The 13,432-nt window shown below is 33.8% G+C and carries 12 protein-coding genes; 7 read left to right on the forward strand and 5 right to left on the reverse strand.

Translation table 11 applies throughout. The features are described from left to right. Nucleotides 1-24: 24 nt before the first annotated feature. From I600_RS05810 to uvrB, 4 genes are all read left to right on the forward strand, one after another. Nucleotides 25-927: an ABC transporter ATP-binding protein gene (locus I600_RS05810; protein WP_058103530.1), complete on the forward strand. Its 903-nt coding sequence runs from the start codon at nucleotides 25-27 to the stop codon at nucleotides 925-927. Between the two features lie 12 nt (nucleotides 928-939). Beyond that, the gene (locus tag I600_RS05815; protein WP_058103531.1) at nucleotides 940-1,773 is read left to right on the forward strand and encodes an ABC transporter permease; all 834 of its coding nucleotides are present in this window, start codon (nucleotides 940-942) and stop codon (nucleotides 1,771-1,773) included. A 100-nt stretch (nucleotides 1,774-1,873) separates the two neighbouring features. Beyond that, nucleotides 1,874-3,643: a T9SS type B sorting domain-containing protein gene (locus I600_RS05820; RefSeq protein WP_058103532.1), complete on the forward strand. Its 1,770-nt coding sequence runs from the start codon at nucleotides 1,874-1,876 to the stop codon at nucleotides 3,641-3,643. Nucleotides 3,644-3,702: 59 nt separating this feature from the next. Next, a complete protein-coding gene (gene uvrB, locus I600_RS05825; protein ID WP_058103533.1) occupies nucleotides 3,703-5,691 on the forward strand; it encodes an excinuclease ABC subunit UvrB in 1,989 nt (662 codons plus the stop codon). A gap of 654 nt (nucleotides 5,692-6,345) precedes the next feature. Here the strand turns inward: uvrB and I600_RS05830 are convergent. After that, the gene (locus I600_RS05830) at nucleotides 6,346-6,771 is read right to left on the reverse strand and encodes an Hsp20/alpha crystallin family protein (RefSeq protein WP_058103534.1); all 426 of its coding nucleotides are present in this window, start codon (nucleotides 6,769-6,771) and stop codon (nucleotides 6,346-6,348) included. Nucleotides 6,772-6,978: 207 nt separating this feature from the next. Here I600_RS05830 and I600_RS05835 point away from each other — a divergent pair, with 207 nt between their 5' ends. After that, nucleotides 6,979-8,247: a DUF2254 domain-containing protein gene (locus I600_RS05835; RefSeq protein ID WP_058103535.1), complete on the forward strand. Its 1,269-nt coding sequence runs from the start codon at nucleotides 6,979-6,981 to the stop codon at nucleotides 8,245-8,247. On the opposite strand, the gene I600_RS05840 is transcribed toward I600_RS05835, so the two are convergent. Continuing rightward, the gene (locus tag I600_RS05840) at nucleotides 8,244-8,645 is read right to left on the reverse strand and encodes a hypothetical protein (protein WP_058103536.1); all 402 of its coding nucleotides are present in this window, start codon (nucleotides 8,643-8,645) and stop codon (nucleotides 8,244-8,246) included. The two genes, I600_RS05835 and I600_RS05840, sit on opposite strands and share 4 nt — an antisense overlap. Nucleotides 8,646-8,876: 231 nt before the next feature. On the opposite strand from I600_RS05840, the gene I600_RS05845 reads away from it, so the two are divergent. Beyond that, complete coding sequence (locus tag I600_RS05845) at nucleotides 8,877-9,254, forward strand: DUF1456 family protein (protein ID WP_058103537.1); 378 nt, start codon at nucleotides 8,877-8,879, stop codon at nucleotides 9,252-9,254. A 46-nt stretch (nucleotides 9,255-9,300) separates the two neighbouring features. On the opposite strand, the gene I600_RS05850 is transcribed toward I600_RS05845, so the two are convergent. The 3 genes from I600_RS05850 to I600_RS05860 form a co-directional block, all read right to left on the reverse strand. Further along, nucleotides 9,301-9,636 carry a hypothetical protein gene (locus I600_RS05850; RefSeq protein WP_058103538.1) on the reverse strand — a complete coding sequence of 112 codons (336 nt, stop codon included), beginning with the start codon at nucleotides 9,634-9,636 and terminating at the stop codon, nucleotides 9,301-9,303. Nucleotides 9,637-10,001: 365 nt separating this feature from the next. Next, on the reverse strand, nucleotides 10,002-11,195 hold the full coding sequence (sucC, locus tag I600_RS05855; RefSeq protein ID WP_058103539.1) for an ADP-forming succinate--CoA ligase subunit beta: 1,194 nt from the start codon (nucleotides 11,193-11,195) through the stop codon (nucleotides 10,002-10,004). A 153-nt stretch (nucleotides 11,196-11,348) separates the two neighbouring features. Further along, nucleotides 11,349-11,987, reverse strand: a complete 639-nt coding sequence (locus I600_RS05860; RefSeq protein ID WP_058104291.1) for an LON peptidase substrate-binding domain-containing protein — start codon at nucleotides 11,985-11,987, stop codon at nucleotides 11,349-11,351. Nucleotides 11,988-12,140: 153 nt separating this feature from the next. Between I600_RS05860 and lysA the strand changes: the two genes are divergently transcribed. Continuing rightward, entirely contained in the window at nucleotides 12,141-13,379 is a 1,239-nt protein-coding gene (gene lysA / locus I600_RS05865) for a diaminopimelate decarboxylase (protein ID WP_058103540.1), read from the forward strand. Nucleotides 13,380-13,432: the final 53 nt, after the last annotated feature.

A 13,432-nucleotide genomic window follows, 5' to 3' on the forward strand; every position in this document is an offset into this window, starting at 1 on the left:
ATAATCAATCAAAAAACACTTGACGTGAGTACTATTCTATCAGTCAATCATCTTACTAAAAAATTTGGGTATCTAACTGCGGTAAAAGATCTTTCGTTCACAATTGAAAAAGGAAATGTCTACGGTATTCTAGGTCCCAACGGCAGCGGAAAATCCACAACATTGGGCATTGTTTTAAATGTTGTCAATAAATCAAGTGGAGCTTTTGCTTGGTTCGGTGGGGGCACTTCTACACATGAAGCCTTGAAAAAAGTTGGAGCTATTATTGAGCGTCCAAATTTTTACCCGTACATGACCGCTTTACAAAACTTGAAATTGGTTTGTAAAATTAAAGAAGTACCTGAAGATAAAATTGAAGAAAAGCTTGAACTTGTTGGTTTACTGGATAGAAAAAACAGCAAATTCAAAACATATTCCTTAGGGATGAAGCAACGTTTAGCCATTGCCTCTGCCCTACTGAACGATCCTGAAATCTTAATCCTGGATGAACCTACCAATGGACTAGATCCACAAGGAATTCATCAAATCAGGGAGATTATTAAGACTATCGCAGCAAAGGGTACAACTATACTATTGGCATCGCATTTATTGGACGAAGTTGAAAAAGTTTGCTCTCATGTAGTTATTTTAAGAAAAGGAGAAAAATTGTATTCTGGCAGAGTAGACAGTTTACAAGCAAGTTTTGGCTTTTTTGAACTTAAATCTTCAGATACGGACAAGCTTTTTGCCTACTTAAACAACAATGAACATTTTGGTAACATAAAAGAAGAAAATGGTCTGGTCACAGCTTTTTTAACTTCTGAGTTAGATGCCCAAACTTTAAACAAACTTCTTTTTGACAATGGCATAATTGCTTCGCACCTAGTGAAAAGAAAAGAAAGTCTAGAAGAGCAATTCTTGGCACTAACCAAAAATGTTAACGCTTAATACCCCTTGCAAATGATACGATTACTTCAAATAGAATTTATAAAATTGTGGAATAACAGGGCTAGCAAAGTGCTGATCATTTCTTACTTCGCTTTATTAACATCAATCGCTTTGGTAGCGGCAATTAAATTTGATATAGGTCCCATAAAATTTCATTTGGCAGACCAAGGGATATTCAACTTTCCCTATATATGGCATTTCAACACATTTATAACCGCGTTCTTTAAATTGTTCTTGGCTATAGTGATCGTTTCAATGATGTCTAATGAATACAGCAATAAAACGATAAAACAGAACCTAATAGACGGACTCTCAAAAAGAGAGTTTATACTTTCTAAATTTTTGACCGTAATTACATTTTCCTTAGTATCCACAATATTCGTGTTTATAGTTTCGCTCATTTTGGGATTGTTTTATTCCGATTTCAATGAATTATCTATCATTTTTACCGATTTAGAGTTTCTATTGGCATTTTTTGTTAAACTAACGGGTTTCTTTTCCTTCTGTCTTTTTTTAGGAGTATTGGTTAAACGATCCGCATTTGCTTTAGGTTTTTTAATCCTTTGGCAAGTTTTTGAAGGTATATTTAGAGGCATCTTACGTTGGAAGTTTTTTGACGGGGAAACCACAGATTCCATTATGAATTTGTTTCCACTACAATCCATGTTCAATCTCATTAAAGAACCATTTTCCAGGTTAGGCGCTGTACAATCAGTAGCTAATCAAATGGGAGAAAAATTAGCTTTGAACTATCACGTTCATTGGTACGAAGTCATCATAGTATTATTTTGGACAGCTATTTTCATTTACGGCTCATACAAAATATTAAAAAGGCGTGACCTCTAATTTAATTCATCTACCAGATGCAACACATGGTCCTATTTAACAAGGATAACCAACCATAAATTTTCATTTTATAGTATATTGTATTGTTTACAAAAATGCTATGAAAGAAATATGGGACATACGATTACCCCAGCTATTGGCTTTGCCCATACTTTTTGTAGCTTTATTTTTCACCAGTTTAAAATCAATTGCACAAGAATGTCCCTCATTGTTAAACCCTACTGATGGAGCGATCTCAGTTCCTGTTAATTCGCCTATAACTTGGGAATCTGTAACCGGTGTACCTGGATATATTATTTCACTTGGAACAACCGCTGGTGGTAATGACATTGTAAACGAAAGAAATGTAGGAACATCTACCAGCTTTAGTCCACCCACCGGGCTACCGGAGAATACCAAAATATTCGTAACCATCACATTATTCTTTTTTAACCAACCAAATATTGTTTGTGATATCCAAAGTTTTACCACGGCAGCTTTAACCGAAGTGCCAGATTGTGTACCATCTACATTGCCTTCAAACAATGCCAACAATATAAATACAAGCACCAATATTTCATGGAGCGCAGCCTCAGGTGCTTCCGGTTATATTTTATCTATTGGAACTACCTTGAACGGTAGTGAGATTCTCAACAATTTAGATATTGGCAACAATCTTTCTTATAATCCGCCCACAGACTTACCTTCAGAAGCTAATATTTTTGTAAACATAATACCTTACAATAGCATAGGAATGGCAACGGGTTGCAATACGATAATTTTTACGACAGCTGAGGCAGCTATATTACCCCAATGCACAAGTATGATCACTCCCTTTGATGGGGAAACCAATGTACCTTTAGACAAATTTCTGGAATGGAACCCAGTACCAAACGCAACGGGTTACAGAGTATCTATAGGCACATCGCCCTTTGAGACCAATATTTTGGAGAATGCCATACTATTTAAAAATTCGACCGTAATTATTGACCTAGAGCCTAATCGCACATTTTTTATTTCTATTATTCCCTTTAATGAAGCAGGTGAAGCCATTGGGTGTAGTCAAGAAACGTTCTCCACCATATTGGGTTGCGGTCCCTATTTTGATCCAATAAGCGGAGATTTAATCGTTTTAAACCCCCAGTTAACATTTCCAGATACAATTTCTATTTGCGATGGAAATGAATTAAACAGAATTACCGCAACTGATGAAGCGGATGGTTATAGATGGTACCAACTGGATGAAAGAGGAAACGAATCTCTATTATCCTCAAGCTCAGAAGTATTCATTGATACCGAAGGAAAGTATATTTATGAAGCTTATGTAATATTAGAAGATTCCCGCAGTACGTTTGAATGTTCCTCTTTTAAAATGTTTGAAGTCACCATATCAGAAGCTCCAAAAATAGAAGAAGTATCTGTTGACATAGGCGCCAACTCACTAAACTACATCATCAATACCACTACACCAGGTAATTATGAATTTGCCTTGGACAATGAAAACGGACCCTATCAAGATAGCAATAGATTCAACAACATATCACTTGAAAATCACACTGTCTATGTGCGTGATAAAGAAGGTTGTGGAACAGCGCAATGGCAGGTAGAGCAAGATTTAACCGTTAATGGTTTTCCAAAATTCTTTACTCCTAATGGAGATGGTGTTAACGATTTTTGGAGATTCATACCTCCCATAGAAACAGGAGAAAACAATTTTTCGGTGATTTTTATTTATGATAGATTCGGTTCACTTTTGGCACAATTATCACCGGACACAAAAGGTTGGAACGGTATTTTTAACGGTAGACCACTACCTGAATCTGATTATTGGTTTAAAGCGGTAACAATTTCAAATAAGGAAGTTAAGGGTCATTTTACATTGAAACGATAGATGTAACGATTCTTTTTATTGAACCCCTTTTAATCATACTTCTTTCGTAATTTTATAGCATGAAATTCAAAGTAGTATCCGAGTTCAAACCCACTGGTGACCAGCCAAATGCCATAAAAGAATTAGTAAAGGGCATAAATGAAAAGGAAAAATACCAAACTTTATTAGGTGTTACAGGGTCAGGTAAAACCTTTACAGTAGCCAACGTTATTGAAAACGTTCAGAAACCAACTCTTCTATTGGCTCACAATAAAACCTTGGCCGCACAGCTTTATTCTGAATTTAAGCAGTTTTTCCCTGATAATGCCGTGGAGTATTTTGTGTCCTATTATGATTACTACCAACCAGAAGCATATATACCCACTAGTGGTGTATATATTGAAAAGGATCTGTCTATAAACGAGGACATAGAAAAGTTACGTTTAAGCGCTACATCATCCTTATTATCTGGGAGAAGAGATGTTATCGTTATCGCATCCGTATCCTGTCTATACGGTATTGGTAATCCCATTGAATTTCAGAAAAACGTTATTTCCATTAAAAAAGATCAAGTAATAGCTAGAACTAAGTTAATGCATCAATTGGTGCAATCTCTTTACTCAAGAACTATGGCAGATTTTAAAAATGGAAACTTTAGGGTAAAAGGAGATGTAGTGGATGTTTTCCCTAGTTATGCCGATCATGCTTTTAGAATACATTTCTTTGGGGATGAGATAGAGGAAATTGAGGCGTTTGATCCGTTTAACAATACCATTATAGAAGTTTATGAAAATTTGAACATATATCCTGCTAACATGTTCGTAACCTCTAAAGATGTGTTACAGAATGCCATTCATAACATACAGGATGACCTAGTTAAGCAAATAGATTATTTCAAGGACATTGCAAAACCCTTAGAAGCTAAAAGACTTGAAGAGCGAACCAATTTTGATTTAGAAATGATTCGTGAATTGGGTTATTGTTCAGGTATTGAGAATTATTCAAGATATTTAGATGGTAGGGAACCCGGTACAAGACCCTTCTGTTTATTAGATTACTTTCCAGATGATTATTTAATGGTGATCGATGAAAGCCATGTGACCATACCACAAGTACATGCCATGTATGGTGGTGACCGTTCACGAAAAGTCAATTTAGTGGAATATGGTTTTCGCTTACCCGCCGCAATGGATAACAGACCTTTAAAATTTGAAGAATTTGAAGCATTGCAAAATCAGGTATTGTATGTGAGTGCAACTCCGGCGGATTATGAGTTGCAATTGAGTCAAGGTGTTTATGTAGAACAAGTAATTAGACCAACCGGACTTTTAGATCCTATTATAGAAGTAAGACCTAGTTTAAACCAGATCGATGATTTGGTTGAAGAGATACAGGTACGGGTAGAAAAAGACGAGCGAACTTTGGTTACTACCTTAACCAAAAGAATGGCAGAAGAATTGGCAAAATACCTAGATAGAATTAACATTAGATGTAGATATATTCATAGTGATGTTGATACTTTAGAACGTGTTGAAATCATGCAAGATTTACGAAAAGGTATCTTTGATGTACTGATTGGGGTGAATTTATTACGTGAAGGACTGGACTTACCAGAGGTATCTTTGGTCGTAATATTGGATGCCGACAAAGAAGGATTTTTAAGAAGTAACCGATCGTTAACACAGACTGTTGGTAGAGCTGCAAGAAACCTAAATGGCAAGGCGATCATGTACGCAGATAAGATAACGGAAAGCATGCAAAAAACTATTGACGAGACAGCTTATCGTAGGGAAAAACAGATCAAATACAACACCGATAATAACGTAACTCCAAAAGCATTAAATAAAAGCTTGGACAATGTGCTGTCTAAAAATTCCGTGTCTACTTATCACTTCATAAAAGAGGAGTTAAGAGCAGCCGAACCTGATATGGATTATCTAACAAAAGAGCAAATTGAAAAGTTGATCAAGGACAAAAGAAAGGCAATGGAAAAAGCTGCAAAAGAACTTGATTTTATGCAAGCAGCAAAGTTAAGAGATGAAATAAAGTCCCTACAAGACCAAGAATAACTCAGAAAAAACCTGTTTTAAGCAAAATTAAAAAAATTAACACTAACACTTTAATTAAAAGAATATAAATTACTGGAAAACAAATTTATACATAATACTTTTAGACAAGACTAAAACAGTTATTTTTGACTATGAAAGGTAAATTAGGGTCAAATTTCAACAAGTTTTCAATCTCTCTCCAGTGAGCTTAACTTCAAGAATATAAATTCTGATTTCGCCTATAACAAGACAACTTTGTCTCGTAAATCCAAGTGTTAATATTACGATTTTATGTTTAGTTTTCAAACTTTAAATTCAACCATTCTTCGCTTTCCAAAAACTAAAGATTCAACATTAAATATGTATCTAATTCCAAAAACCACTTCTTAAAAATACAGTTTAACATTCAAGCTAACCGCCTACCCTTTCAACATAAAATTTTAAAAAATATTAAGATGTTGGAAACAACATTTACAGTTTAAAAAGAGATGGTAAATTTCATGTTCAAAAAACCTTATATGAGATAATCTGTATGTTACAAAAAATAAAAACTCCAACGCATCAATCACTGAATTTGTAGCTCAAAATTTTAAATAATTTTATGAATAGAGCGTATAAAAAAGTGCTTTGATTTCTCAAAGCACTCAACTAAACAACTCAAACCAACCTAAAAAACTATTTTAATTCGATCATTCTTTTTGGCTTTGGTAAAGCCTCTTCTTTTTTAGGAAGATTGAATTTTAAAATTCCCCCTTCGTAATTTGCATCGATCTTATCGGTTGCAATTGTATCTGGTAATGTAAACGATCTTTTGAAAGATGAAATACTAAATTCTTTTCTAGTATAATTATCATTCACCTCTTCATTCTCTTTTTTAATTTCAGATGAAATGGTCAACACAGCTTCATCAATTTCAATGGTAAAATCTTCTTTACTTCTACCGGGTACAAAAAGCTCCAAATAATACTCCTTCTCGTTCTCCTTGATATTTACGGCAGGTACAGAATTTCTATTATTCTCTATACCTCCAAACCAATCTGGCTTAAATATTTCGTTCATAAAAGCTGGGAACAAAACGTCATTTCTTTTTACTAAACTCATAACTATATTTTTTTAAATTAATAGATTTTTAAATTCTCTTAGTAATAGACAAAATACATACCAACAGCAAAATACTGTCATTTTGTCTTATTTAATAATATTAATAATGACATTTTGGCATTTTTTTAAGTAAAGGAGTCTGTAATTTCTTCAAATCAGTTCAGTTTTAAATACCGTTTAAACTAGCTTTATGACATATTTTTGACTATGAACAGACTTCTGAATATTTTTAAACAAATACGCTCTAAAATTGCCTTCTACCCTTCTTTAATAGCCTTAGGCGGTCTTGCTTTGGCATTTCTGTTGATTTATTTGGAATCCATCAAAATTTCTTCCTTTCTAATTGATGTTGCTCCCTTTTTGGTTATTGATGACACAGACACCGCAAAAACGATTTTAAGTACTTTAATTGGCGGTTTAATATCTCTAACCGTTTTTAGTTTTTCCATGGTAATGGTACTGCTCAATCAAGCTTCAAGCAATTTCTCACCAAGAGTGCTACCAGGTATAATCTCTGATCAAAAACACCAAATAGTGCTTGGACTTTATATTGGCACCATTCTATACAATATTTTTATTTTGATTTCCATAGAACCCACCGAAAATGAATACCAAACACCAGGGTTCTCTGTACTTATCGGCATTATACTAACAGTTTTATGTTTAGCCGCCTTCATTTATTTTATTCACCATATTTCCCAAGCCATACAAGTAGGAAACATACTAACTGCAATTCATTCTAGAACTAAAAAAGAGTTAGCGATCATTATAGAAAATCAAGAAGATAAAAATCAAGATTTTCCAAGCACCGATCATTGGGAAAAACATAAAATTACCCAGAGAGGATACTTTTACGGAATACTTAAAGATGACCTAATAGAGCTTTGCCAAGAGAATAACTTAAAAGCAATGATTTCACTACATAAAGGGCAGTTTATAATAGATGGAACCGTAGGTTTCTTAACAGAAAAACCGGTTGAAGACGAACTAAAGAAAAAAATTGAAAAAACTTTACTGTTCAGCCATACAGAACTTATTGGTGAAAATTTTATTTATGGTTTTAGACAAATTTCAGAAATAGGCATTAAAGCCATGTCACCGGGTATTAATGATCCTGGCACCGCTTTGAATACCATAGACTACCTTTCCTCATTATTTATTGATTTGTTGCTAAAAAAAGACCATGAATTTCTAACGGACAAAAACGGTGTTAATTGGGTAAGTTTGAACTGTCCAGAATTTTCAGAAATACTATTTAATGTAATGGCTACTTATCGTCAGTACTGCAAACATGATATTACGGTCATGCGAAAATTAATGCATAAACTAAAAACGTTAAAACTACATGTAGTACATTCTGATCAATTGAAAATAATTGAGGCAGAAATTGATCAATTAAGACAAGACGCCATAACTAATATCATGAACAAGAGAGATCTTGAACAATTAGAAGCAGATTACTTCTCTTGGTCTTAGTTGTAGTGTGATTTAAAAATAGCAATCAAAATCTCAGGTGGCACAACCTTATTAGGATACTTATGCATTATGGTCAAAACTTGTTGAATTGCCCCTGGCGGCAATCCCATTTTTAAACCAATATCATAAATTTTGCTCACCTCTTCATCATCTTGCTTATCATCAACATTCATTAATAATACCAACCTATGAAACTGCAGAAGCCTATCTGATTGAGATTTGGGTATAACATGCTCCACATTCGTAGTAAAAAGCTTGTCAAACGTTTTCTTAGCAACATTCAATTGCTGCGCTACCGAAAACAAGAAATCATATTCAGATTCCTTTATTTCATTGTTCACTTTAGCGAATGAAATCATTTCTGACAATATACTAAGCTTCTCTTTCTCAGTAGGCATACGAATACTTAATAAATTATATATTAATACTATAACTCAAATTTTAGAGTAAAAGTATAAGCCTCACTCATATACCATATAACTTTATAAATAAACCTGATAATTTAAACAAAGGCACCAACTTTGTTGGCTGTTCAATTGACACTTTTCCACCCACTATCATACGAATAACAACATAAGTATATATCAGGTCACAATTTTATGATAACTTGCAGTCCTTAAATTTGCAATATGACAAATAATGATATTTTTAAAAAACTAAGAGTTGCCTTAAAATTCAGAGATGACGATATTGTTGAAATTTTACAACTAGTAGACTTTAAAATTTCTAAAAGCGAATTAGGTGCTTTCTTTAGAAAAGAAGATCACCCTAATTACATGGAGTGTGGTGATCAAGTATTACGTAATTTTTTAAATGGATTGGTTATTCATTTACGTGGCACTAAAGATAACCCTAAGATTCCTGGTGAGGTTTTACTAGGTATGGCGACCGCAACATCAAAACCCGCTACAAAGAATACCGAGAAAAGGGATTTCAAATCCAAGCAAATGAAAAAGGTAGATACCGCAATTAGCAATGTAAAATATAAAAACAAAAAAAGATCTTGACACACCTCTATATATCAAGATCTTTTTAAAGCAATACCCCTAAAGGTTATGCCTGAATACGCACAGGAATAGTGTATACTTTACCTTCCTCTACATTTGCCAAATTAACTTTTTGATAGTTTAATCTAGCTTTGACAAAACCTTCCATATTGTCAAATTCTGTTTGTACAGATAACACAACGATTTCCCCGTCTGCATTCAATGTAAATCGAACCTGGGCTGTTAAATCGTCATGCTCAACAGAAAAATCGTTTTCCGAAAGCATTTCTGAAATCTGTACAGATAATTTTTTTGTAGGGTTTTCATTTACTACATCATTAGCTAATACATTACCTGTTGCAAGTAGCATTGCAGCTACGACTACTAAACTTAATTTTCTCATGACTTTTTGTTTTTTACTTCAGATTTCCTGAAGCTTGATTAATAATTGATTGATGATGAATTACTAAAAAGACGATGGTAAAATGATAATGTTACAATTAAACCCACTTTTAACATCTCTTTAATACTAATTTCATAATTACACCCCAAAATTAGAAATTCAAACCAATGAAAAAACAAGTAATTAGAGTCTTAACTATTATTTCATTCCAATAACCTAAACTACAGATTTAGTCCTTTATTGATTACAATAAATTAAAACTGTAAAGACAATAAATATAAAAGCAGCAGTTCATCTACAAAACTTGAAACAAAAAAAAGACCATTCAAAATGAATGGTCTTTTAAAACTTATAAATAAGTTACTTTAAGCCAATACAGCTTTTACCCTATCTGCAGCTTCTTGGAATTGTACAGCAGATTCTACCGCCAACCCTGAGTTATCAATAATTTCTTTTGCCAATTCAGCATTTGTACCTTGTAATCTTACAATAATTGGCACTTGCATGGCATCACCCATATTCTTGTATGCATCTACAACACCTTGAGCTACACGATCACAACGAACGATACCACCGAATATGTTGATAAGAATTGCTTTTACATTAGGATCTTTTAAAATAATTCTAAAAGCTTCTTCCACTCTTTTAGCATCAGCAGTACCACCAACATCTAAAAAGTTAGCTGGCTCACCACCTGCCATTTTAATCAAATCCATTGTAGCCATCGCGAGACCTGCACCGTTTACCATACAACCAACATTACCGTCAAGGTCAACATAGTTTAGTCCTACTTCTCTTGCTTCTACTTCAATAGGATTCTCTTCTCTAAGATCGCGCATTTCCGCATATTGCTTTCTACGGTATAGAGCGTTATCATCAATAGAAACTTTAGCATCAACAGCCATGATCAAATCATCCGATGTCTTTAATACTGGATTGATCTCGAACATGCTAGAATCACTTTCAACATATGCCTTATATAAAGAAGCCACAAATTTTGTCATTTCCTTGAAAGCAGTACCGGACAAACCTAGGTTAAAAGCAATTTTCCTTGCTTGAAATCCTAAAAGACCCGTTGCTGGATCAATTTCCTCTGTAAATATTAAATGTGGAGTACTTTCTGCAACCTCTTCAATATCCATACCCCCTTCGGTAGAATACATAATCATATTCTTACCAGTAGCTCTATTTAATAAAACTGACATATAGAACTCGCTAGTTTCACTCTCGCCTGGGTAATAGACATCTTCAGCAATCAATACTTGATGTACTTTTTTACCTTCTGCAGAAGTTTGCGGAGTAATCAAGTTCATACCAATGATCTGGTTTGCTATCTCTTCTACCTCTTTAAGGTTTTTGGCTAATTTTACACCACCACCTTTACCACGACCACCTGCGTGTACTTGTGCTTTAATAACGTGCCATCCAGTTCCGGTTTCAGCAGTCAATTGCTTTGCAGCCTCAACAGCCTCTTTTGCATTATGGGCAACTATCCCTCTTTGGATGCGCACCCCAAAACTTGCTAATATCTCTTTTCCTTGATATTCGTGAAGGTTCATATATATGGTGAATTTTAATTGTTAAGCAAAAATAGGAAACAGTAGGTAATAATCTAAAAATAGTTGAGATTAATTGAAAGGTTACTTATATAAATGAGGCTTTAAGCTCATAATTTATTTAAAATGTGATTAAAACCCAGTATAAATTGACAACTACATCTCTATATCCTTAAAATCTAAAGGATCAAAATTCTTAAAATGACCATTTAGTTCTATTATTTTTCTTGTTCTTTCAACTTCTGACAATACCGTAATGGTAGATGTCAAATGCAAGCCTATGAAATTTAGTCGATCATTTTCAGTGGGTATTTGCAGTAATTGATACTCCTGATCAAATGACAATCCTATTTTATGCGCCAATGTAAAGCTATTGAATTCTTGCACATTAATAGGTGTATAAGGCACTTCCATAATTTCATATAACTGCTTTATACCATTTATAATGGTCTGCTTTTTTTCATCTGTGGCAACGTAATCGTATTCTATAAGTTTAACAATACCACCAGCGTAAAGTTTATCATCCATAATATTATCAAATGCCAACAACCTAAACACTTGCCTAGCCACACAAACCACGTCCATTTCACCACTTTCATAGGTATTTACAACTTCAACCAACTGCACTTCAACGCCATATTCCATCTTGTTATTAATAAAAACGGGGATACCAAATGTAATAGCCTCATCTCTACAATCATTGATCAATTGCTTATAGCGATCTTCAAAAATATGTAGTGGAACGGTTTCTCCCGGAAAAAAAATGGACTGTAATGGTAATAATGGTAGTTTCATATGGCTAAAAGTACAAAGGTCTTTACGTTGCTCCAAAAGATATAACGCCAATATAATGTTGTAAATATCACAATTTGTTATTTTTAATGTTTTTATGTTATTATTTTTGTACTTATACATCTAGAAAAGTAAATTCGCATAAAAACAGATAGTATGAGAAATGAGGATTTATTGCAGATTGCAAAAACCTATGGTGATCCGGTGTATGTTTATGACTCGGAAAAAATAGTTTCACAATTCAATAGATTGACCAAGGCATTTGGTTCAGTAAAAAAACTGAAGCTTAATTATGCCGCCAAAGCACTATCTAACATTACTATATTAAGATTAATGAACAGTCTTGGTAGTGGCTTAGATACTGTATCTATACAAGAAGTACAACTAGGATTATTAGCTGGTTTTAAACCAGAATCCATCATATTTACCCCAAATGGAGTTTCTCTAGAAGAGATAGAAGAGGCAGCAAAACTAGGTGTTAGAATAAACATTGACAACCTTTCAATTTTAGAACAGTTTGGTAGCAAACATCCAAATATTCCTGTTTGTATTAGAATTAACCCACATGTTATGGCAGGTGGTAATTCCAATATTTCTGTTGGACACATAGATTCAAAGTTCGGTATCAGTATTCATCAAATTCCGCATTTACTTCGAATAGTGGAATTAACGAAAATGAATATTAACGGTATTCACATGCATACCGGTAGTGACATTTTAGATATTGACGTATTCTTATATGCTTCTGAAATTCTATTTGAAACCGCACGAAATTTCAAAAATTTAGATTTCATTGATTTCGGTAGCGGATTTAAAGTACCTTATAAAGAAGGTGATATTGAGACCAATGTTGAAGAACTTGGTAAAAAATTAAGCAAACGCTTTAATGAATTCTGTAAAGAATACGGTAAAGATTTAACCCTTGCTTTTGAGCCTGGCAAGTTTTTGGTGAGTGAAGCAGGTGTTTTCCTTGCTAAAGTAAACGTGGTTAAACAAACTACCTCAACAGTATTTGCAAGCATAGATTCCGGTTTCAATCACTTGATCAGACCAATGCTTTATGGTGCAACACATACCATTAAAAACATATCTAACCCCAAGGGAAGAGAACGCTACTATTCTGTCGTAGGATATATTTGTGAGACAGATACTTTTGCCAGTAACAAAAGAATAAATGAAATTACTGAAGGTGATATTCTATGCTTTAAAAATGCAGGTGCATATTGCTTTACTATGGCAAGTAACTATAACTCTAGATTTAGACCACCAGAAGTTCTTTGGCACAAGGGCAAAGCAATTCTAATACGAGAAAGGGAGAATTTTGATGATTTAATTAGAAACCAAGTAGATGTAAAAGATTTGTTCGCTGTTAAAGAAACGGCAAAAGTGAAATAAAGCAATTATAAATACGTTAGCTTTGGTATAATAGTTGGACTAATCCAATAAAA

Origin of the sequence: Maribacter dokdonensis DSW-8, assembly GCF_001447995.1 — a bacterium.
Taxonomy (GTDB): domain Bacteria; phylum Bacteroidota; class Bacteroidia; order Flavobacteriales; family Flavobacteriaceae; genus Maribacter; species Maribacter dokdonensis.

Bases quoted from the DNA above. Each gene is read 5' to 3' on its own strand.
- I600_RS05845 (WP_058103537.1), top strand. From the start codon at position 8,877: ATGACAAATAATGATATTTTTAAAAAACTAAGAGTTGCCTTAAAATTC.
- I600_RS05860 (WP_058104291.1), bottom strand. From the start codon at position 11,987: ATGAAACTACCATTATTACCATTACAGTCCATTTTTTTTCCGGGAGAA.
- I600_RS05820 (WP_058103532.1), top strand. From the start codon at position 1,874: ATGAAAGAAATATGGGACATACGATTACCCCAGCTATTGGCTTTGCCC.
- uvrB (WP_058103533.1), top strand. From the start codon at position 3,703: ATGAAATTCAAAGTAGTATCCGAGTTCAAACCCACTGGTGACCAGCCA.
- I600_RS05850 (WP_058103538.1), bottom strand. From the start codon at position 9,636: ATGAGAAAATTAAGTTTAGTAGTCGTAGCTGCAATGCTACTTGCAACA.
- I600_RS05840 (WP_058103536.1), bottom strand. From the start codon at position 8,645: ATGCCTACTGAGAAAGAGAAGCTTAGTATATTGTCAGAAATGATTTCA.
- I600_RS05830 (WP_058103534.1), bottom strand. From the start codon at position 6,771: ATGAGTTTAGTAAAAAGAAATGACGTTTTGTTCCCAGCTTTTATGAAC.
- I600_RS05815 (WP_058103531.1), top strand. From the start codon at position 940: ATGATACGATTACTTCAAATAGAATTTATAAAATTGTGGAATAACAGG.
- sucC (WP_058103539.1), bottom strand. From the start codon at position 11,195: ATGAACCTTCACGAATATCAAGGAAAAGAGATATTAGCAAGTTTTGGG.
- I600_RS05835 (WP_058103535.1), top strand. From the start codon at position 6,979: ATGAACAGACTTCTGAATATTTTTAAACAAATACGCTCTAAAATTGCC.
- lysA (WP_058103540.1), top strand. From the start codon at position 12,141: ATGAGAAATGAGGATTTATTGCAGATTGCAAAAACCTATGGTGATCCG.